The sequence below is a fragment of the Dyella telluris genome, from assembly GCF_014297575.1.
Taxonomy (GTDB): domain Bacteria; phylum Pseudomonadota; class Gammaproteobacteria; order Xanthomonadales; family Rhodanobacteraceae; genus Dyella; species Dyella telluris.
In genome coordinates this window covers 1,916,956-1,938,149 of the sequence record NZ_CP060412.1, presented here as the reverse complement: position 1 = coordinate 1,938,149, position 21,194 = coordinate 1,916,956, and the positions used below count along the sequence as shown (strand labels likewise).

At 61.9% G+C, this 21,194-nt stretch carries 13 protein-coding genes and 1 tRNA gene; 10 read left to right on the top strand and 4 right to left on the bottom strand.

What is annotated here, in order from left to right; genetic code table 11:
- Positions 1-420 precede the first annotated feature (420 nt).
- The 3 genes from adiC (at position 421) to H8F01_RS08790 (ending at position 5,185) form a co-directional block, all read left to right on the top strand.
- A complete protein-coding gene (gene adiC / locus H8F01_RS08800) occupies positions 421-1,764 on the top strand; it encodes an arginine/agmatine antiporter (RefSeq protein ID WP_187058654.1) in 1,344 nt (447 codons plus the stop codon).
- 58 nt (positions 1,765-1,822) lie between these two features.
- Positions 1,823-4,123, top strand: a complete 2,301-nt coding sequence (locus H8F01_RS08795) for an Orn/Lys/Arg family decarboxylase (RefSeq protein WP_187058653.1) — start codon at positions 1,823-1,825, stop codon at positions 4,121-4,123.
- 159 nt (positions 4,124-4,282) lie between these two features.
- Positions 4,283-5,185: a cation diffusion facilitator family transporter gene (locus tag H8F01_RS08790; protein ID WP_238481198.1), complete on the top strand. Its 903-nt coding sequence runs from the start codon at positions 4,283-4,285 to the stop codon at positions 5,183-5,185.
- 868 nt (positions 5,186-6,053) lie between these two features.
- On the opposite strand, the gene H8F01_RS08785 is transcribed toward H8F01_RS08790, so the two are convergent.
- Positions 6,054-6,905, bottom strand: coding sequence for an alpha/beta hydrolase (locus H8F01_RS08785; RefSeq protein WP_238481197.1), 852 nt, complete (start codon positions 6,903-6,905; stop codon positions 6,054-6,056).
- A 501-nt stretch (positions 6,906-7,406) separates the two neighbouring features.
- Positions 7,407-9,668: a TonB-dependent receptor gene (locus tag H8F01_RS08780; protein ID WP_187058651.1), complete on the bottom strand. Its 2,262-nt coding sequence runs from the start codon at positions 9,666-9,668 to the stop codon at positions 7,407-7,409.
- A 207-nt stretch (positions 9,669-9,875) separates the two neighbouring features.
- Here H8F01_RS08780 and H8F01_RS08775 point away from each other — a divergent pair, with 207 nt between their 5' ends.
- Positions 9,876-14,486, top strand: a complete 4,611-nt coding sequence (locus tag H8F01_RS08775) for a DEAD/DEAH box helicase (protein WP_187058650.1) — start codon at positions 9,876-9,878, stop codon at positions 14,484-14,486.
- A 128-nt stretch (positions 14,487-14,614) separates the two neighbouring features.
- On the opposite strand, the gene H8F01_RS08770 is transcribed toward H8F01_RS08775, so the two are convergent.
- Positions 14,615-14,986, bottom strand: coding sequence for a nuclear transport factor 2 family protein (locus H8F01_RS08770; protein ID WP_187058649.1), 372 nt, complete (start codon positions 14,984-14,986; stop codon positions 14,615-14,617).
- Positions 14,987-15,155: 169 nt separating this feature from the next.
- Here H8F01_RS08770 and H8F01_RS08765 point away from each other — a divergent pair.
- Both H8F01_RS08765 and H8F01_RS08760 read left to right on the top strand, forming a co-directional pair.
- Positions 15,156-15,231 (top strand) — tRNA-Ile (locus tag H8F01_RS08765).
- 84 nt (positions 15,232-15,315) lie between these two features.
- Positions 15,316-15,906 carry a hypothetical protein gene (locus H8F01_RS08760; RefSeq protein ID WP_222615739.1) on the top strand — a complete coding sequence of 197 codons (591 nt, stop codon included), beginning with the start codon at positions 15,316-15,318 and terminating at the stop codon, positions 15,904-15,906.
- Positions 15,907-16,215: 309 nt separating this feature from the next.
- Here the strand turns inward: H8F01_RS08760 and H8F01_RS08755 are convergent, their stop codons facing one another.
- Positions 16,216-16,821: a GIY-YIG nuclease family protein gene (locus H8F01_RS08755; protein WP_187058648.1), complete on the bottom strand. Its 606-nt coding sequence runs from the start codon at positions 16,819-16,821 to the stop codon at positions 16,216-16,218.
- A gap of 366 nt (positions 16,822-17,187) precedes the next feature.
- Here H8F01_RS08755 and H8F01_RS08750 point away from each other — a divergent pair, with 366 nt between their 5' ends.
- The 4 genes from H8F01_RS08750 (at position 17,188) to H8F01_RS08735 (ending at position 21,069) form a co-directional block, all read left to right on the top strand.
- The gene (locus H8F01_RS08750; RefSeq protein ID WP_238481196.1) at positions 17,188-18,561 is read left to right on the top strand and encodes a DNA cytosine methyltransferase; all 1,374 of its coding nucleotides are present in this window, start codon (positions 17,188-17,190) and stop codon (positions 18,559-18,561) included.
- Positions 18,561-19,523, top strand: coding sequence for a DUF4928 family protein (locus H8F01_RS08745; protein WP_238481195.1), 963 nt, complete (start codon positions 18,561-18,563; stop codon positions 19,521-19,523). Before H8F01_RS08750 ends, H8F01_RS08745 begins: the two co-directional genes overlap by 1 nt.
- Positions 19,524-19,538: 15 nt before the next feature.
- On the top strand, positions 19,539-19,988 hold the full coding sequence (locus H8F01_RS08740) for a very short patch repair endonuclease (RefSeq protein ID WP_187058647.1): 450 nt from the start codon (positions 19,539-19,541) through the stop codon (positions 19,986-19,988).
- Positions 19,989-20,724: 736 nt separating this feature from the next.
- A complete protein-coding gene (locus H8F01_RS08735) occupies positions 20,725-21,069 on the top strand; it encodes a hypothetical protein (protein WP_187058645.1) in 345 nt (114 codons plus the stop codon).
- Positions 21,070-21,194 lie beyond the last annotated feature (125 nt).

Sequence of the window (21,194 nt, the reverse complement as noted above, 5' to 3'; positions counted from 1 at the left end):
GAAAACGTACGCGCAGAGGCGCGTTTTTGAGGGAATTCCAAGCGTTTGAGGAATCATCCTTCACGGTCTATCGACCGCTTGCATGACGACAATCCGACCTCAGGGTGTCGCCGGGCAGATGCAGGGGCCGATGGATATCGATCTCAGTGCGTTTCGATGGCGGGGAACGGGGTTGCCTACCTGCGTTCCGGCGATGCCGAGGTCGGTCGCGACATGGAGTGTGTCACCCGATGATCCAGCGAAACGCACGATGCATGGCCAGCATCACGCGCAGGGAGCGATGCGCGTTCCGCCAGCCGCACGCTGTTTCAAACATACCTAAGTATTTTTCGACGCGTTCGCCTTGCGCCGTGCGCGCAACGGTGTGCGGGCGCGTTCGGCCCTTCGACATCTTACCGTTCGAACCAAGGGAGCCACGTCATGGCAGATGAGAAGCGCAAGATCGGCGTCGTAGCGGCCACGTTCCTGGTGGCAGGCAACATGATGGGCTCGGGTGTGTTCCTGCTGCCGGGCAGCCTCGCCAAGATCGGCAGCGTGTCGATGTGGGGCTGGGTGGTCACCACCATCGGTTCGCTGCTGCTCGCTTTCGTGTTCGCCAAGCTGGGCCGCCTCGCGCCCAAGGCGGGCGGCCCCTATGCCTATGCACGCGATGCGTTCGGCCCGTACATGGGCTTCCAGACCAACACCATCTACTGGTTTGCCAACTGGATCGGCAACGTGGCATTGCCTGTCGCGGCGGTGGGCTACTTCAGCTACTTCATTCCCGCGCTGTCGCAACCCATGGTTCGCACGGTGGTGGTGCTGGTGCTGATCTGGCTGTTCACCTTCGCCAACATCCTGGGTGCGCAGGTGGTTACGCGCATCCAGTCGATCACCACCTCGTTCGCGCTGATCCCGCTGTTTGGCATAGCCATCTTCGGTTGGTTCTTCTTCAAGAGCGACCTGTTCTCGGCTGCGTACAACGTCACCGGCAAGGGTGATTTCCAGGCCATCTCCGGTGCGGCTTCGCTGACCTTGTGGGCTTTCATCGGCGTTGAATCGGCGTCGGTGTCCGCAGCGGTGGTGAAGAACCCGGAGAAGAACGTGGCCATCGCCACCATCGCCGGCGTGGCACTGGCCGCCGTGGTGTACATCTCCAGCTCCGCCGTGATCATGGGCATGATCCCCAACGACCAGCTGCAGGTGGCCGATGCACCGTTTGCGCTGGCCGCGCAGGTGGCCATCGGCAATATCGGCGGTGGCGTGGTGAGCCTGTGCGCGGCGCTGGGTGCCGGCGGTTCACTGGGCGGCTGGATCATGCTGACCGCGCTGAGCGCCAAGGCCGCCGGTGATGACGGACTGTTCCCGAAGATCTTCAGCAAGGCCAACAAGGACGATACCCCGGTACAGGGACTGCTGATCGTGGGCGTACTGATGTCGCTGATCGTGCTGGTCACGGCGGCCTCGCCGTCGGCCTCCGAACAGTTCGAGGTGATCACGCAGGCGGCCGTGGTGCTGACGCTGCTGCCGTACATCTATTCCTGCGTGGCCTGCTACTTCGCGGTGGAGCTGAGCCACACCACGGCGCATACCGGCTTCTACTGGGTGCTCACCAGCATCACCGTCGTGTACTGCCTGTGGGCCATCTTCGGCACCGCCGGCCAGATGGTGACCTATGCCTTCCTCTTTATGTTGTTCATCAGCGTGTTCTATCCGTTCTTCAGCGAACAGCGCCGGCAGGACAAGGCCAACCGGGTTCCGCTCCCCGGCACGCCACGCACCTGATCCACGGATTCATTGATCTACGTTTCCCCTCGCCCCCCGCGATTGATGGAGCTCAACCATGTACTTCAACGCCCTCGATTACCCCGTCGTCATCATCGACGCCGACTACGATTCGCCGCGCATCAACGGCATCCTGATCCGTGCCCTGGCGGACGAGATCCGCGGCTACAACCATCGCGTGCTCAGTGGCCTCACCATGGAAGATGCGGAGGCAGGCGCGCGCACCTATAACGCGGCGTCGGCGGTGCTTATCTCCATCGATGGTGCGGAAGAGGGCCCGCACCAGTTCGACCGCCTGTTCGACTTCCTCAACACGCAGCTGGCCTACCGCGAAAACCTGCCCATCTTCCTGTACGGCGAGCGCCGCACGGTGGAGCAGATTCCCACCAAGCTGCTGGGCATCACGCATGGCTTCATCTTCCTTTACGAAGACACCAAGGCCTTCATCGCCAAGCAGGTGATGCGTGCCGCCGACGAGTACATGAACAAGCTGATGCCGCCGTTCTTCAAGGCACTCGTGCGTCATGCGGCGGAGTCGAATTATTCCTGGCATACGCCGGGCCATGGCGGCGGCGTGGCGTTCACCAAGTCGGCAGAGGGGCGTGCGTTCCACCAGTTCTTCGGCGAGAACACGTTGCGCAGCGATCTATCCGTCTCGGTGCCGGAACTCGGCTCGCTGCTCGACCACACCGGGCCCATCAAGGACGCCGAGACGGAGGCGGCACGCAACTTCGGCTCGGACCACACCTTCTTCGTCACCAACGGCACCTCCACCGCCAACAAGATCGTGTGGCACGGCACGGTGGCGCGCGGCGACGTGGTGTTCGTCGACCGCAACTGCCACAAGTCGCTGCTGCATGCGCTGGTGATGACCGGTGCAGTGCCGGTGTACTTCACGCCCAGCCGCAATGCCCACGGCATCATCGGCCCGATCAGCCTGGACCAGTTCCAACCCAAGGCGATGGCCAAGGCCATTGCCGACCATCCGCTGGCCAGCAAGGTGGCCAAGGCCAAGGGCAAGGATTTCAAGCCGAAGATCGCGGTGGTGACCAACTCCACCTACGACGGCCTCTGCTACAACGTGGAGAAGATCGCCAAGGACATCGGCGGCAGCGTGGATTTCCTGCATTTCGACGAAGCCTGGTACGCCTACGCGGCCTTCCACGAGATGTACGACAACCATTACGCCATGGCCAAGGGGAAACCGCGCGACCAGGACCCGATCATCTTTGCCACGCATTCCACCCACAAGCTGCTGGCGGCGTTCTCGCAGGCCTCGATGATCCATGCGCGCAACAGCCGCACGCGCAAGCTGGACGCCGATCGCTTCAACGAGTCGTACATGATGCACACCTCCACCTCGCCGCACTACGGCATCATCGCCTCGTGCGACGTGGCCTCGCGCATGATGGAGGGCCGCGCCGGCCGCAGCCTGATCGAGCAGATGCACAAGGAAGCCATTGCCTTCCGCCGCGCCGTGCTGCACGTGGGCGACAGCATCAAGAAGGGCGACTGGTGGTTCAGCGTGTGGCAGCCCGATGGACTCAAGGAACGCCTGGACGAAGGCGAGCGCGCCGGCCAGCCGATAAGCACCAAGCAGTCCGACTGGAAGCTCGTGCCCAAGGCCGCCTGGCACGGTTTCGGTGATCTTGCGCGCGACTTCGTGATGATCGACCCGATCAAGGTCACGCTGGTGATGCCGGGCCTGAACATGGACGGCAAGGTGGAGAAGCAGGGCATTCCCGCCGCGGTGGTGAGTCGCTTCCTGTGGGGACGCGGCATTACGGTGGAGAAGACCAACCTCTATTCCTTCCTCATCCTGTTCTCCATGGGCATCACCAAGGGCAAGTGGAGCACGCTCACCACCGAACTGCTGGCATTCAAGGAGCTGTACGACGCCAACGCCCCGCTCAGCAAGGCGTTGCCGTCGCTGGTGGAGGATCACCCCACCACCTACGCCAATACCGGTCTGCGCGACCTGTGTGACGCACTGCATGCGTTCAACACCAAGAACAAGGTGGCGCAGGTGATGCGCGAGATGTACGTGGAGCTGCCGCAGCCTGTGATCGCGCCGTGGGAAGCCTACGACCGCCTGGTGCGTGGCGAAGTGGAGCGCGTGGAGATCGACAAGCTCTCCGGCCGCCTCGCCGCCACCATGCTGGTGCCGTACCCGCCGGGCATCCCGGTGATCATGCCCGGCGAGAAGTTCGGTGCGAAGGATTCACCCATCATCGAAAGCCTGCGCACGGCGAAGGAACAGAACGAACGCTTCCCGGGCTTCGAGTCCGACATCCACGGCCTGATCATCGAACAGCATCCGGAAGGGCCGAAGTACGTGGTGGAAGTGTTGAAGAAGTAAGGCTGCGCGGCGCGCCGGTCTACAAGCCGGCGCTCCCTTCCGCCCGTCATTCCGGCCTGCGCCGGAATGACGAGCAAAAACGGGGCCCTCGCAGAGGCGAGCCCAGCGCCCAGATCACTTCCCCAGCCGAAGCCTTCCCGCTACGTTGGCGCCATGCCCATGGATACCTCCAACGAGCAGCGCCAGCTACGCCTGTCCATCGGCATCACCTTTCTGGTCGGCGTGGCCTGCGTCACCGTGGGCCTGGTGATGCGTTCGCAGGCCATTGCCTTCGACGGCTTCTACTCACTGGTGGACGTGGTGCTTACCGCCGGTGCACTGGCGGTGTCCCATCTGGTGAGCAGCGAAGGCAGCCGCCGCTTCCAGTTCGGCTACTGGCACCTGGAGCCCCTGGTGCTGCTGTTCAACGCAACGGTACTCACCATCATCTGCAGCTACGGTGGCTACTCGGCCCTGCATGGCCTGATGACGGGTGGCCACGAGCTGGCTTTCGGCTTTGGCGCGGCGTGGGCGGCGATCATGGGCGTGGCCAGCCTGGGCATGGCGCTATACATGCGACGCCAGTCCGCGGCACTGGGTTCGGTGCTGCTGCAGCTGGATGCCAAGGGCTGGTTCATCGGTGGCGCCATCAGCCTGGCAGTGCTCGCAGGCTTCGTGCTCGGCTCGATCATCGAGGGTGGCCCGCTGGATCACTGGACGCGCTACATCGACTCCACCGTACTGCTGGTGCTCACCGTGGCCCTGTTGCCGCTGCCGTTGGGCAGCCTGTGGCAGGCCCTGCGCGAAGTGCTGCAACTGGCGCCCGACGCACTCGACCAGCGCGTGCGCGACGTGATGACCGCGATGGTTCAGGAGCGAGGCTATCTGAGCTACGCCAGCTACGTGGCCAAGATGGGCCGCATGCGCTTCATCGATATCCACATCCTGGTGGATTCCACCCGCCCGCTCGGCGACATGGCTGACATCGACGACGTGCGCAGCGAGATCGCCCGGCGCATAGGCGGCGATATCCGTGCCGAATGGCTTACCATCATGTTCACCGGCAAGCGGGAGTGGATGTAGAGCCCAGTGGCGCAGAGGGAAGGAACGGACCCCGTCCGCGATCGCAGCCCATCACCGCTCCATCCGAAGCACGCCCTCTGTAGGAGCGCACCTTGTGCGCGACCGCAGCGTTATGTCGATACCGCTCCGTCCGATGGTCGCGCACAGGGCAGGGCTTGGCGCATCACCCGCGCTTCTGCAGCCAGTCTCCCAGCTGCTTCAGCACCTGGCTGCGGGCCGGCTCGGCCTCGTTGAACAGCTCGTGGTACAGCGAGTCCGCGATCGCAGCCCATCACCGCTCCATCCGAAGCACGCCCTCTGTAGGAGCGCACCTTGTGCGCGACCGCAGCGTTATATCGATACCGCTCCGTCCGATGGTCGCGCACAGGGTGCGCTCCTACAGGGCAGGGCTTGGCGCGTCATCCGCGCTTATGCAGCCAGTCCCCCAGTTGCTTCAGCACCTGGCTGCGCGCCGGCTCGGCCTCGTTGAACAGCTCGTGGTACAGCGAGTCCGCGATCGCAGCCCATCACCGCTCCATCGGCAGCACGCCCTCTGTAGGAGCGCACCTTGTGCGCGACCGCAGCGTTATGTCGATACCGCTCCGACCGATGGTCGCGCACAGGGTGCGCTCCTACAGGGCAGGGCTTGGCGCGTCATCCGCGCTTATGCAGCCAGTCCCCCAGCTGCTTCAGCACCTGGCTGCGGGCCGGCTCGGCCTCGTTGAACAGCTCGTGGTACAGCGAGTCAGCGATCGCAGCCCATCACCGCTCCATCCACAGCACGCCCTCTGTAGGAGCGCACCTTGTGGGCGACCGCAGCGCCATGTCGATACCGCTCCGTCCGGTGGTCGCGCACAGGGTGCGTTCCTACAGGGCAGGGCTTGGCGCGTCATCCGCGCTTATGCAGCCAGTCCCCCAGCTGCTTCAGCACCTGGCTGCGCGCCGGCTCGGCCTCGTTGAACAGCTCGTGGTACAGCGAGTCGAAATAGCGCGTGGTGAGCTGGCTGCCGGCCCAGCCGCTGGAGGAAAAGTCGCGGCTGCCGGACGGGTTCACCAGCTTGTCCGCACCCGCTACCAGCAGCAGGGTGGGAAGGGTCAGGCGGGAGGCATCCGCCACCGTGGCGTCGCCCGCGCGGAAGATGAAATCCGCCAGCCGTGGCGTGATCCAGCCGTGGCGCAGCGGGTCGGCGCGGTACGCCGGCTCCACCTGCGGATCGTGCGAGAGCTTGTCGAACGGCAGGCCGTTCGGCAGAGGCAGATTGGGCGCCACTTTGGTGAGTGTGGCTGCCAGCTTGCGGCGCCATGCCGGCTCCCACGTACGAAGCGCCGGGGAGGACAGCACCATCGCAGGCGGTTGCACACGACGGTCCAGCACGGCGCGCGCGGCAACCAGCCCGCCCATGCTGTGGCCCAGCAGCACCGGGCGCCGGGGCAGGGCGGCCGCGTAGTCGTTGTAGACCGCTACCAGGTCTTCCAGCAGGTCGTCGGGATGGGACAGCGCGCCGCGCTGTCCGGGCGTCTTGCCGTGGCCGCGCTGGTCATAACAGCGCACCGCGTAACCGCGCGCGTGGAACCAGGTGGCCAGGCGCTGGTAGCGGCCGCTGTGCTCGCCCAGCCCGTGCACGATCAGCACGGCATCGTGGGCCCGGCTGCTGGGCCAGTCGCGCACGAACACGGGCAGGCCGTCGGCCATGGTGAGGACGTGGGTCTGTTCGCTGCCGTGGCCGTCCGGGTGGTTCACATCGCGCTCTCGACGGGAAAGCTCCGCATTCTGCTACAAGCGGCGCGGGTTTGGCTCTCTGGCAGAGGGACGAGGCAGGCGGGGCCGGGCAGTCCGTTCCTATGAACCTGATCAAACGCAGCAGGCTGCTACTGGCGACCATCCGTCCGCCCTCTCCAGAGAATGCGAGCTTGCCGCGACACGTCCGGGCCCCTCACCGTCATCCTCGGCGCGACGGCTCCGGGCAGCTCATCATCATCCTTGCCGCGGCGCCTCCTGCCCCCTCACCGTCATCCCCGCGGAAGCGGGGATCCAGTGCCTGTTGGCTCTCTCTCACACGGTCAAAGTCGCTGGATCCCCGCCTCCGCGGGGATGACGGTGAGGACTTCATGGGGCATGACGAACCGGGCGTTGACAGCGCTGTTGGCGCTACCAAGAGGAATTGGTGTCACCAAAAAAAGGGAGCGGCAAGCCGCTCCCTTCGAAGGCACCACTCAGCCGGCGTTGCCGCCGACCTTGTCATCAGAAGTCCGCACGGAACTCCACGCCCAGAATGCGCGGGTCGTTGACGAACGCGGTGCGGTTGTTGAAGTCGATCGCACCGGTGATGTACTGCTTGTTGGTGATGTTGCGGCCGTACAGGGCGATCTCGCGCTTGCCGAAATCCCAGTTGTAGCCCAAGCGTACGCCGCCCTCGAGGGTCGGCTTGCCGCGGAACTCTTCGGAGTCGTACAGGAAGAAGTTCACTTCGCTGCGGTAAGCCCAGTCGGTGTAGATGAAGAACTCGCCGCTCTCGCCGTACGGAATGCCGTAACGCGCGGTGAGGTTGCCGATCCACTTGGGTGCGTTCGGCAGCGGGTTGCCATCCACCAGCGCGTTGCCTTGCGCATTGAGCGGATCAAGCACGGTGCAGCCCGACCCACACACGGCCACGGCCAGGTCCGGATCCTTCAGCTTGGTGAAGTTGTAGCTGCCGCCGGCGGTGAGCACGAAGTTCGGCGTCACGTAGGCTTCCATGTCGAACTCGGCACCGCGGCCTTCGGTCTTCTTCGCGTTGATCAGGCGCGTGACGTTGATGTCGCCACCCACAGCGGTCAGCTGCTGGTTGTGCATCGTGTAGTCGTAGATGTCCGCGTTGAAGCGCAGGCGGTTGTCCATGCCCGTGGTCTTCACGCCCAGCTCGTACGAGGTGATCGTTTCCGGCTTGGCCTGCGAGATGAAGTCCGCGAACAGCACGCGGCCCTGCACGCTGGGCGCGCGGAAGCCGTTGGCAATGCGGCCGTACACGTTCACGTTGGGGTTGATCTCCCAGGTGCCGGTCAGGTCGCCGCTCCAGCGGGAATCGTGCGGGTTGGCGGTGAGGTACAGCGGGCCGCCGCCGATGGGCGACAGGATGCGGTTCACGCTGAAGTCGCGCGAATCATGCGACCAGCGCGCACCGGCGCGCACGTCGAACGAATCGGTCAGGTGATAGTCGGCCGAACCGAACACCGCATACGCATTGGTGGTCTGCGCCTGCTGCGCGTAGCCGTCCAGGGCGTGGTTGTTGAGCGTCGCGTAGTCGTAATTGACGATCGCGATGTCTTCGTAGAAGTAGTACGCACCCACCTGCCAGTTCAGCGTGTCCTGCGGGTTGCTGGCCAGGCGCACTTCCTGCGTGATCTGGCGATCGTGCGGCAGTGCATCGGCGGTTTCCGACGGGAACGGCGTGACGTAGGCGTCCTGGCTCGGGTTGTGCGGGATGGCAATGCCGCCGTCCACGTCGCCCAGGCTATAGGTGTCTGCCTTTTCGAAACCGGTGATGGAGGTGAGCGTGTAATCGCCCAGGTTCCAGGTCAGGTGCAGGTTGCTGCCCCAGCTGAAGAGGTGCTGGCGGTTGTTGCCATCCTGGTACACCACGTTGCGGTCAAAGCCCTGGACCAGGCTGTCGCTGCCCAGCGGAATGGCGTTGGCGCGGTTCACCATGGCGCTGCCGTCCAGCCAGCGTGCATGCACGTTGATCAGTGCATTGAAATCCTGCACGTCGTACATGGCCTGCAGGCGGATGGCGCGGTCGTTATAGCCGCCCAGCGCGTCCTTCTTGTCGGTGTAGTCGTTGTCGATCCAGCCGCCGCGATGCTGCGCCAGCGCCGACACGCGGCCGGACCAGTTGCCGCCCAGCGAACCGCCCAGGGCTGCTTCGGCATTGGCCGTGCCCTTGGTGCCGTACGAGGCCTTGGCGTAGCCGGTGGTTTCCTGGCTCGGCTTCTCCGAGTCGAACTTGATCACGCCGGCCGGCGAGTTGCGGCCGAACATGGTGCCCTGCGGGCCGCGCAGCACTTCCACCTGCGCCAGGTCGAACAGCGGGAAACCCTTGAGGATCGGGTTCTCCTGCACGATGTCGTCGTACACCATCGACACCGGCTGCGACGCGTTCAGATCGAAATCGCTGTTGCCCAGGCCGCGGATGTAGAAGCGCGGGAATTCGCGACCGTAGGACGTCTCGGCGTACACGCTCGGCGCGCGGCCGGCCAGCTGCAGCACGGTGTCACCGGCCTGGCCGTAGTTGCTGAGCTGCTGCGGGGTGACCACGGTCATGGAGACCGGCACCTTCTGCAGGTTTTCGACGCGCTTTTCAGCGGTCACGTTGACGGTTTCGAGCTGGACTGGCTTGCCGTTCTGGCCCTTCGCCGGAGCGGCGGCGGGCGTATTCGCGTCCTGTGCGAAAGCAGTGGTTCCTACAGCAAGGGCGCTGGCAATGGAAAGGGCGAGCAACGCGAAACGCGTCGGGCTGGCGGCGGTCATTGAGTTTCCCCGGAGAATGGAAGAGCAAGAAAGGGTGGGGTGGAGCAAGAAAAAGCCGCAAAGAAACGTAAGTGCAAGAGCGGCTTAACGATATTGTCACGTAATTTCAGTGGGGACTGAAGCGCAAATTTATGCGAAATATTGTTTAAAACCCTTGACGACCCTATATCTCAGGCACTGAGAACGCCTTGGGGGACACTTAAGTCCATGCCCCTGCACGATTTTCATCCGGCAGTCGCCGCCTGGTTTCAGGCCACCTTTCCTGAACCAACGGCGCCGCAAAAAGCCGCATGGCCGTCCATTCGGTCAGGCCGGCACACGCTTGTCGCCGCGCCGACAGGCTCGGGCAAGACACTCACAGCGTTTCTCTCCGCCATCGATGCGCTGGTGCGTGAAGGCGTGGCCCACGACGGTGCGCTGCCCGACGCCACCACCGTGGTCTACGTCTCGCCGCTGAAAGCGCTGTCCAACGACATCCGCATCAATCTGGAAGCCCCGCTGGAAGGTATCCGCGCCGAGCTGAAAAAGATGGGCCTGCCGGACGTGGACATCCGCACGGCCGTGCGCACCGGCGACACGCCGCAGGCCGAACGCAACCTGATGCGCAAGCAGGCGCCGCACATCCTCGTTACCACACCGGAATCGCTGTACATCCTGCTGGGGTCCGAATCCGGTCGCGCCATGTTGAAGACCACGCGCGAAGTGATCGTGGATGAAATCCACGCGTTGGCATCGAGCAAGCGCGGCGCGCATCTGGCGCTGTCGCTGGAGCGGCTGGAATCGTTGTGCCAGCGGCGCCTGTTGCGCATTGGTCTGTCGGCAACGCAAAAACCGATTGAAGACGTCGCGAAGTTTTTGGTCGGAGCGCACGCCATTCGCCCTCTCCCCTTCGGGGAGAGGGCTGGGGTGAGGGGCCAACCTTGCGACACGCCCTCAAAGACAAAACAACGCGCTTCGAAAAGAACCGAGGCAAGCCCCGCCCCCTCACCTCGATCCTCTCCCCAAAGGGGAGAGGAAGATAACGTCAACATCATCAACGTCGGCCACACCCGCCACCGCGACCTGGCCATCGAAGTGCCCCCCGTTCCCCTCGAAGCCGTCATGTCCAACGACTGCTGGGAACTGGTCTACAACCGCCTCGCGCAACTGGTCGAAGGCCATCGCACCACGCTGGTGTTCGTCAACACACGCCGCATGGCCGAGCGCGTGGCGCGGCATCTGTCCGAGCGCATGGGCAAGGAAGCCGTGGCCGCCCATCACGGCAGCCTGGCCAAGGAACAGCGCCTTGACGCCGAGCAACGCCTGAAACGCGGTGACCTGCGCGTGCTCGTTGCTACCGCATCGCTGGAGCTGGGTATCGACATCGGCGACGTGGATCTGGTGTGCCAGCTCTCCTCGCCGCGCTCCATTGCCGCCTTCCTGCAGCGCGCCGGCCGCTCCGGTCATGCAGTGAATGGCACGCCCAAGGCACGCCTGTTTCCCACCTCGCGCGATGACCTGGTCGAATGCACCGCGCTGCTCGACTGCGTGCGCAGGGGCGAACTCGACACGCTGATCCAGCCCCCGCAGCCGATCGACGTGCTGGCGCAACAGATCGTGGCGGAAGTGAGCTGCCAGGAGTGGAGCGAAGACGCGCTGTACGACACGCTGCGCCGCGCCTATCCCTATCGCGACCTGACGCGCGAACAGTTCGATGCCACCGTACGCATGCTGGCGGACGGTTTCACCACACGAAATGGCCCGCGCGGCGCGTACATCCATCGCGATGCCGTGCATAAGGAGCTGCGCGCGCGTCGCAACGCACGCCTCACCGCCGTCACCTCCGGTGGCGCCATCCCCGACACCGCGGATTACCTCGTGGTGCTGGAACCGCAGGCCACCATCGTCGGCTCGGTCAACGAAGATTTCGCTGTGGAAAGCCTGGCTGGCGATATCTTCCAGCTTGGCAACACCAGCTATCGCATCCTGCGCGTGGAGCGCGACCGTCTTCGCGTGGAAGACGCGCAAGGCGTGCCACCGAATATCCCGTTCTGGCTGGGCGAAGCACCGGGCCGCACCGCCGAGTTGTCGTTCGGCGTATCGCGCCTGCGCGAAGAAATAGCCGCGCATATCGACCAGGGCGGTGTGCCCGCCGTGCTGCACTGGCTGATGCACACGCTGGGCATGAGCGAATCCTCCGCGCAGCAACTGGCCGACTACATGGCCGCCGCGCGTGCCGCGCTGGGCGTGCTGCCCACGCAGAACACGCTGGTATTCGAACGCTTCTTCGACGAATCCGGCGGCACCCAGCTGATCATCCACACGCCGTGGGGAAGCCGCATCAATCGCGCATGGGGTCTGGCGCTGCGCAAACGCTTCTGTCGCCAGTTCAACTTCGAACTGCAGGCGGCGGCGACCGAAGACGCCATCGTGCTGTCGCTCTCCACCAGCCACAGCTTCCCGCTGGAAGAAGTGGCGCGCTACCTGCACTCCAACACCGCCGAACATGTGCTGGTGCAGGCCCTGCTCGACGCACCGCTGTTTCCCGTGCGCTGGCGCTGGAACGCCACGACCTCGCTGGCGCTGCCGCGCTTTCAGGGTGGCAAGAAAGTGCCGCCGCAACTGCAGCGCATGAAGAGCGAAGACCTGCTCGCCACCGTGTTTCCCGATCAGGTCGCCTGCCTGGAAAACATCGTCGGCGAACGCGAAGTGCCCGACCACCCGCTGGTCAACCAGACCATGCACGACTGCCTGCGCGAAGCGATGGACGTCGACGGCCTCCTGCACATCCTGCGCGGGCTGGAATCAGGCAGCATCACCGTGGTTGCCCGCGACCTGGCCGCACCCAGCCCGCTCGCCGGCGAAGTGCTCAGCGCCGCGCCCTACGCCTACCTCGACGACGCCCCGCTGGAAGAACGCCGCACGCAAGCCGTGCAATCCCGCCGCTGGAGCGACCCTGAAAGCGCCGACGACCTCGGCCGCCTCGACCCGGATGCCATCGCCTCCGTGCGCGAAGAAGCCTGGCCGCAAGTGCGCAGCGCCGATGAAATGCATGAAGCCCTCGGCATCCTCGGCGGCATCACGCAAAGCGAAGCCGATGCAAACGAAGGCTGGAACCACTGGCTCCAATCACTCGCGAAAGATCATCGAGCGACAAGCCTGTCTCCCTCTCCCCTCCGGGGAGAGGGCCGGGGTGAGGGGCCAACCTCGCCCCAGTCAAGCTCTTCGCAGGCAGGCGAGTCCATCTGGACCACCGCCGAATCCCTCCCCAAATGGCAGTCTGTCCACCCGGACAGCTCACTGCTTCCCCCCATCGCCGCCCCCGCCGAATACGCGTCGCAAGCATGGCCCCGCGAAGACGCCCTGCTCGAACTCGTGCGCGGCCGCCTCACCGGTTCCGGTCCCACCACCGTCGCCCAACTGGCCGCGGCACTCCACGTCGACAACAGCGACATCGACCTGACCCTGCTGCGCCTGCAATCGGAAGGCTACGTGATGCAGGGCCACTTCACGCCCGGCACGCACGAGGTGGAATGGTGCGAACGCCACCTGCTGGCACGCATCCACCGCTACACCATCGGCCGCCTGCGTCGCGAGATCGAACCCGTCAGCCGCCGCGACCTGATGCGCTTCCTGTTCGACTGGCAACACGTGGCGCCCGGCGCGCGCCTCACCGGCCCCGACGCGCTGCCTGCCTTACTCACCCAGCTGGAAGGCTACGAAGCCGCGGCCGGCGCGTGGGAAAGCGAACTGCTGCCCTCGCGCATCGACGATTACTCCATCACCTGGCTGGACGAACAGATCCGTGCCGGCCGCGTCAGCTGGAGTCGCTTGCGCAGCGGCACCGGCAGCGGTGGTGGCCCCGTGCGCGCCACGCCCATCGTGCTGCTGCCGCGCCGCAGCCTGCCCATCTGGAACAGCGCCGCCGCCATGGACGCCAGCGCGCAGGACACCGTGGTCTCTTCCCGCGCGCAAGCCGTACTCGACGCCCTGCGCGATCACGGAGCCCTGTTCTTCGACGAACTGATCAACGACGCCCACCTGCTGCGTACCGAACTGGAAGACGCCCTGGGCGAACTCGTCGCCGCCGGCCGCGTCACCGCCGACAGCTTCGCCGGCCTGCGCGCACTGCTCGTCCCCGCCGCCAAACGCGACAACCACCGCCACCGCCGCCTGCGCCGCCACATGCTCACCGGCATCGAAGATGCGGGTAGGTGGTCCCTAGTTAGGTCCAACCGTGCATCGCTTCTCCCCTCCGGGGAGAAGCTGTCCGGCAGGACTGATGAGGGGCGGGTGCTCGCGAAAGCCTCTCCTAGCCCCAACACAAAACTCGACCCAGAACATCTGGAACACATCGCCCGCAGCCTCCTCCGCCGCTACGGCGTGGTCTTCTGGAAACTGCTCGAACGCGAAGCCCCCTGGCTCCCCAGCTGGCGCGAACTGCTACGCGTCTACCACCGCCTGGAAGCCCGCGGTGAAATCCGCGGCGGCCGCTTCGTGGAAGGCCTGGTCGGCGAACAATTCGCCTTGCCCGAAGCCATCACCAAACTCCGCGCCATCCGCCAGCAGGAACCCGGCGGCGAACTCGTCCTGGTCAGCGGCCCCGACCCCCTCAACCTCGTCGGCACCGTGCTCGCCGGCAGCAAGCTCCCCGCCATCACCGGCACCCGCGTGCTCTTCGAAGACGGCGTACCCGTCGCCGCCTGGGTAGCCAACAAACCCCAGTGGCTGACCGAATCCACGGCCACCCAGCAACAACACTGGCGCAACGCCCTGCTGCGCAGGACCGATCCGGGCATGCTAAAGGCCGACGCGCAAGCGGCCGGCTTTAGTGATTAGAAACCTTCGAAGGGCCTCCGAGCGCCTATTCTTCCTCAACGTCATTCCCGCGAAAGCGGGAATCCAGCGCCTTTGGCCCGGTTATCGCGAGGAACTCATGCGTCCATCAGGGCAGGCGAGGCAACCCCTCACTCACTATAATCCCCGATATAAACCAACAACCCATCCCGCTGCCTGAACTCACTACGCCCATTCAACGTAATCGACTGCCCCGCCCGCACCCCATTGGGCAGATCCACCGCAAACGTGCCGTCAAACAGAATGTGCGCCGTCGCTGTCCCGTCCCGCTCCTCATAAGCAAGAATCACCTGCCGCCGGGCCGAAAACAGAAAGCTCGAACTCTCCGCCAGGTGCGTCAGCTCATCCACCCCCAGCGTCCGCACGCTCAGCACCCCCGCGGTGTAATTCTCAAACACCACCTCGCGATGCATCGTCGCCGCCATGCCATTGACGTCCATGCGGTTATAGGCAGCCAGGTAACGTTCGATCAGCTCGCGCATGGCGCATCCTTCGGAAAATCAGGCGCCAGACCCGGCGCGACGGCACAAAGTCTACGTTACCCGCGCCATCCCGCCGAATTTCCGGGAAAATCCCATCCCACCCCCGTCGACGCCCCCGCCCACCCCGGCTACCATGTCCGCCCCACACCGGCGCAACGCCGGTACGCATGGGCCTATAGCTCAACGGTTAGAGCAGGGGACTCATAATCCCTTGGTTCCAGGTTCGAATCCTGGTGGGCCCACCATAAATTCCGGTGTTTTTTTAAAGTACTTGAAAGTCCCTTGGTCGAAGGTACAGTTTCGGTACACCGACGAAACGCGACCTGTCCATGGCGACTCTTGTAAAGACTCCTTCTGGTACCTGGAAAGCAGTGATCCGAAAGCAGGGCTGGCCCACGTCTGCCAAGACGTTTCGGACAAAGCGTGATGCCGAAGACTGGGCGCGCCGCACCGAAGACGAGATGGTTCGGGGCGTATTCATTCAGCGCGCGCCTTCCGAGCGAACGACCTTCGGCATGGCCTTGGATCGCTATCTAGCTGAAGTTACCCCGACGAAGAAGGAGTCGACGCAACGCGCAGAACGCCTCAAGGCCGTATCGCTCCGCCTATTTTTTGGAAGGTATTCGCTGGCTGCGGTAAACACCGACCTGGTCGCCCGCTATCGCGATCATCGGTTGGGGGAGGGCAAAAAGCCCAATACCGTTCGACTGGAGTTGGCGTTGGCCAGTCACTTATCGAACTACGAGATGTGGCATCACGTCGACAACGTGCGGAGTGCCAATTACGCCGTATCGTCCATTCAATCAGCACTGATTCGGGCGCATTCATTTATTTTCATTGGTCGTCTGGTTAGGGAACGTTTCTCGCTCCCGTTGTACTACTGCCAGTATCAGACTGACACGGGGAGATTCGTTGAGTAGTGGCTCCTGCAGACCATAGCGAACGGCTCCTTACTCTCGTGACCACGTAGTTCTGGAGCCTAGGGCAGCCTTCTTCGGGCGCCAACAAGCATACTTCCGCTGAGTGTGTATGGCATATCAATGCTTTGTGGCACACGGCCATTTTATGATCTGCCGATGAATCGGGGCTATGCGTTAGGGAATAAACGACTCTGGCCCCTTTTTCCAAGTGACTTTTGCTCAGTCAGGGTTCTATCGCGAACCACAATACGCAGGCAGCTCCTAAGGGATCGATCCAAGGAAGAAGTCGGGCCATCTAGTGCGACGCGTTCATTTGGATACCGGCAATCGCCGGGTCGATCGTCGCCTTTTGGCTTCGCCTGGTTGATCCTCTGCGAGGCCCAACAGCTCTTTGTGATACTTCTGAAGCCTGTCGAAATGAGCGTCCATCGCCTGCGCGATGTGGCTGGAATTTTTGACAGCGAGAAAATGACCGACGATCTGCGCATAGTGCCCAGCTTGGCGTGGCAGCCTCTGGGTTGCATCCTTTCGCTCTCGGATCTCCATGTCCGACATAACTGGGATGACCTGCTTGGGTCGAGGGGCTGCACCGTACTCGTGAGCAGGTGGGACGGCTCCGTTCATCAACTGGGACTGAGGATTAAAAGCCTGAAACAGTTGAGCTTCGAGCCAGTCGATCATATCCACTGAATCCACCGGATACGCCCATACATAAGCGATTTCCCAAACGTCAATTTGCCGATTGGCGATGATGTCTGAGCGTGCAGACGTAAGATGCCTTGCCACCCGCTTTCGAATTCCGTCCTTTGATTGCCCCACGTAAATTGGGACATTATCCAGGTCGCAAAGGACATAGACGCCGATTTCGGGCGTCAATCTCTTGACCGCTTGCTTCCTAAATGCAAGATCCTTCATCGACATCCCGTCATTCCATGTACTGGCGTTCGGCTAGGCTGCCGACTAAGGCGCCCTGCTGGTTGGCTGTCCACAATCATACGACATATATGACAGCTATAAATTTCCCACCGTTCGGACATAAATGGTGGCCACACAACCACCCCCGGACAGATCTGCTCTGTCTGAAGAATGGCGGGTATCGCGCACCACCTAAGTACTAGTTGGAATTGAGAAGTACATGGCATCTACCAGACAAATTTTTCATTGGGGCCTCCGGAAGGACTCCAAAGCATTGCTTTCATCTCAGAAGCTGGGACTTATCTCTTGACATGAGACAGCCCTCGGTTACTGTGGGGCCAAAATTTGGCGCCAAAAGTAGCCCGCATGAAAAAAAACGCCGACTTCCGCACCAGTCTTCGCCTTAACTGTAGTCAACATGACGCTATTGAGCACCTTTGCCGGAGGGATGGTGGCAAGGTCCCGATGAGCAGTTGGATTGCCCAGGCGATCGATGAAAAGATTGCGCGAGATAACGCCCAGCAGTCTGCCCTGGGCGCACATGACGACGTGAACCGCCATCGTTTCTACGAGTTCTTCGCAGGTGGCGGCATGGCGAGGGCTGGCCTTGGCGCAGGCTGGGACTGCGTGTTTGCCAACGATTTCGATCCCATGAAGGCGCGGGTGTATCGCGACAATTGGGATGGCGGCCAAGACCTGTTGGTGGAGGACATCAACAAGTTGGCTGTGAACCAACTAACCGGACAGGCCGACTTGGTCTGGGCATCGTTTCCGTGCCAGGACCTGTCGCTGGCCGGAAATTACAACGGCATCGGTCATTGGCAAGACCGGGAGCAGACGCGCTCAGGCACGTTCTGGCCCTTTTGGCAGCTCATGCGCGATCTAATGAATGACGGCCGAGGGCCAAAGTTGATTGTGCTGGAGAATGTCTATGGCGTTCTCACGTCCAACGAGGGGAGGGACTTCGCCGCAATCGGTTCTGCATTCTCTGGTGCGGGTTACCGTTTCGGTGCCATGGTGATCGATGCACGGCTTTTTGTTCCTCACTCTCGCCCGCGTGTATTCGTTGTGGGCGTACGCCGTGACGTCTCGATTCCAGCATCCTTGTGCTCAACCAAGCCTGTTCAACCGTGGCACCCTGACGGCATGCAGGAGGCATATCAGCGCCTTTCAAAGGAAGCCCGCAAGGGGTGGCTGTGGTGGAACCCGCCTGAGCCCATGGCGCGCCCTAGTAATTTCGTTGACCTCATCGAAGAGAACCCGACTAGTGTTGCTTGGGATTCGGCAGAACGAACCAAAAGTCTGTTGGGGATGATGAGTGACATCAATAAGAAAAAGGTGGCTCAAGCTCAAAATTCGGGTCGTCGCGTCGTGGGCGGCGTATACAGACGTACTCGCATTGAGAACGGCGAAAAGATTCAACGTGCAGAAGTCCGTTTTGACGACGTGGCTGGTTGCTTGCGCACGCCTGCCGGCGGCTCTAGCCGCCAGCACATTCTTCTGGTGGAAGGGAAGAAGATCCGTTCTCGTTTGTTGTCTCCTCGAGAAGCTGCTCGCTTGATGGGTCTTCCAGATACTTACAAGCTACCCACCAACTACAACGATGCTTATCACGTTGCAGGTGATGGCGTGGCTGTACCTGTAGTTCGTCATCTCGCCGCGTCAATTTTCGAACCGATCCTGGTTAACAGCGTGACGAGCGACACTAAGGTTGTCTACCTCAATCAAGGAGTTGCCTAGTGTCCAACATTAATCTCGCTGCGGACCTTGAAGCGTTCGCGCGCGACCACCGTGTACGGGGCAAAGGTGCACTATCCGTCATGTTGGTGGTAAATGAGCATGCTAAGCAGAGGCAGGCAAACGGTATTCCTCTAAAAGCGGATGATTTGTTGACGAATCAAGGCGGCCAAGTGCTCGGCCTTGGGGTGGCTGCTGTCCAGACCATTTTGAAGCGGCATGGCATTGATCGGGTACTTGCTGCGGAAGGGGGGCGAACTTCACGTGGCAGTATCAAGTTCATGCGCGCCTACGTAGATTTCTTGAATCAACATGAGGCCAACGAAGGACCAACTGATTTGGCGTCTGCAGAGAAATTCTGGATCACTAAGGTAGAGGCCTTTTTTGCGGGCAAGCCGTTTACCCTGAAGTTGGATGCAGCGTGGGGTATTCGCATGGCAGTCCGATTTCTCACAGCGCAAGCGGTGGAGCGCCAAAAGCAAGTCCCGGGAACGATGTTTCTCGGCACGCTGATCCAGCATCTGGTTGGGGCGAAGTTAGATGTGGTGCTGACCGGGGGGGCAACCGCCATTACCCATCACGGGTCCAACGAAAGCGATCAGAGCCCCGATCGGCATGGTGACTTCGATCTCGAAGATGTGGCCATTCATGTTAGTACCGCTCCCGGAGAAGCCCTAATCCGAAAATGTCAGGAAAACCTCGGAAAGGGTAAGCGGCCCATCATTATTACAATTTCTAACCGCATGGCTGCTGCAGAAGGGTTGTTAGACAACCTTGGTATTGGCGATCGGGTAGACCTTATTGAATTCGAGCAGTTCATCGCCACGAACGTCTTTGAGTTTGGACGATTCACTAGCGAAGGCCGGAAGGCAATGTTTGCCAAGATCGTCGACCGATACAACGAGGTTGTGGACGAATATGAAACGGATCCAAGTCTTCGTATCGAACTGACCGGCGGAAAGTAGTCCAGGTGGTACGCAATGGAGAGACGCAGAAGAAGTCAGCACTCTCGATTGGGAAAGCCGAGTGAATCGCCCGAAGAACTGCGAAATCGAACTATGCGCGCGGTGCATTCCTCGGGTACGTCAACTGAACTTGTAGTCCGCAAGAAGCTTCGCGAACTCGGATTTACAGGGTACCGGCTCAATCGAGAGGATCTCCCGGGGAAGCCTGATGTCGTGTTCATAGGACGGCGAAAAGCAATCTTCGTCAACGGATGTTTCTGGCACGGCCATGACTGTAAGCGAGGGAGTCGCCTGCCAACAACGAACGCCGCTTACTGGGCCAGCAAGATCCGTCGAAATAGAGAGCGCGATGTCGAACACCTTTGCACGCTGGCCGATGCCAATTGGAAGGTGTTAACGATATGGGAATGCGAGCTGCGCGACATGGCGAAGACCGCTGCAAAGATCGCTGCCTTTATGTCCTAACGAAGAACCGCATTTCTCCGCTCAGGTAATCTTTATATTGCGAGCTGCGCGAAGCGGTAGCTTGCGTGGCGATAAGGGAACTGTGCGAAGGAAAGGGGCCAGAGTGTTTTTCTTCGTGTGAGATCGCCCCGAAAGACACTTTGGCCCCGTTTGTGCGCAGGGAGTTCATAGAGAAGCACATCAAGGATGAGCGGACCTTCGTCGGTACTTGAATAGCTCGGCATTCGATTCGACGCCGCGCCTTTAATGCGCGCGCATCTTCTGCGCACTGATGGTCTGCTTCCGGTTAGGAAGTGACACTTTTTGGTGGCGACAGCATCTCCGTGAGAGCTGGTCCATTCCTAATCGTACGTTCGGGATGGACGTAAGCGTCGTAAGACCCAGCTTTTGTCCCATTGCCCACTCGCCCCACAGTCCGGCGAGTCCTGCAGTAAGTAGTGCCTTGATTGATCGTCGCCGCCACGTCCCATTGGCATTGGCGCATGCGGGCGCCCGGCTCAACTGCCGGCCTGAGAGGGAAGCGCCAACGACGCGACGATGCCGACTCGAGATGCGCGAGGAGACAATGCTCGACGTTGTACTAATCGCTCTCACGCCCCTTGATACCGCAATTATGAACATGGGGGCTGATGCGATTGCGTTGGCCGATTGCGTGGCCCGCATCTTGCTTCACTGCGAAGCTCTCATGGTCTTGAACCAGAGAGCCACAGAACGAATGCAGTCGAAGTAGGTACATATGAAGAACGCAAATGCTGTTAATTGGTCGGACCCGCGCATCCAGAAGCTCCTGGAAAGATCCGAAGGCTGGCAACTCGACAATCGCGGTACGCACACGCCGGCGCCAGTAAAGATTCATCTGGGCATGGGTGCCTCAGGATTCAAATCGGTCCAGCTCATGTATATGCGCGACAAAGTCGCCATCATCGTCGCCGACTTCAGCATCCCGCCGGGTGAACACGTGCGGATTGACACGGCGGTTGGCGACACCCTGCGAAGCTACTACGGGACAGTCAGGCACGCCCGGCAAGGCCAGCGGGCGGATGACCAAGGTAAGCACGTCCACTGGGTCCACATCCGCTGATCCAAATCACAGATGCTCCGGAGGTAGTTACAGTTGACGGCCTCCATTCCTGGCAGGTGTCGGCGTCGACATTTCAGTGGATTGCCTCGTCTCAACTTGCGGCGGCCAAGCTATGTGAGATCGCG

Excerpts from the sequence above, each read along its gene's own strand:
- H8F01_RS08780 (WP_187058651.1), bottom strand. The coding sequence starts at position 9,668 with ATGACCGCCGCCAGCCCGACGCGTTTCGCGTTGCTCGCCCTTTCCATT.
- H8F01_RS08795 (WP_187058653.1), top strand. The coding sequence starts at position 1,823 with ATGTACTTCAACGCCCTCGATTACCCCGTCGTCATCATCGACGCCGAC.
- adiC (WP_187058654.1), top strand. The coding sequence starts at position 421 with ATGGCAGATGAGAAGCGCAAGATCGGCGTCGTAGCGGCCACGTTCCTG.
- H8F01_RS08770 (WP_187058649.1), bottom strand. The coding sequence starts at position 14,986 with ATGCGCGAGCTGATCGAACGTTACCTGGCTGCCTATAACCGCATGGAC.
- H8F01_RS08740 (WP_187058647.1), top strand. The coding sequence starts at position 19,539 with ATGGAGAGACGCAGAAGAAGTCAGCACTCTCGATTGGGAAAGCCGAGT.
- H8F01_RS08755 (WP_187058648.1), bottom strand. The coding sequence starts at position 16,821 with ATGAAGGATCTTGCATTTAGGAAGCAAGCGGTCAAGAGATTGACGCCC.
- H8F01_RS08775 (WP_187058650.1), top strand. The coding sequence starts at position 9,876 with ATGCCCCTGCACGATTTTCATCCGGCAGTCGCCGCCTGGTTTCAGGCC.
- H8F01_RS08790 (WP_238481198.1), top strand. The coding sequence starts at position 4,283 with ATGGATACCTCCAACGAGCAGCGCCAGCTACGCCTGTCCATCGGCATC.
- H8F01_RS08760 (WP_222615739.1), top strand. The coding sequence starts at position 15,316 with ATGGCGACTCTTGTAAAGACTCCTTCTGGTACCTGGAAAGCAGTGATC.
- H8F01_RS08750 (WP_238481196.1), top strand. The coding sequence starts at position 17,188 with ATGAAAAAAAACGCCGACTTCCGCACCAGTCTTCGCCTTAACTGTAGT.
- H8F01_RS08735 (WP_187058645.1), top strand. The coding sequence starts at position 20,725 with ATGAAGAACGCAAATGCTGTTAATTGGTCGGACCCGCGCATCCAGAAG.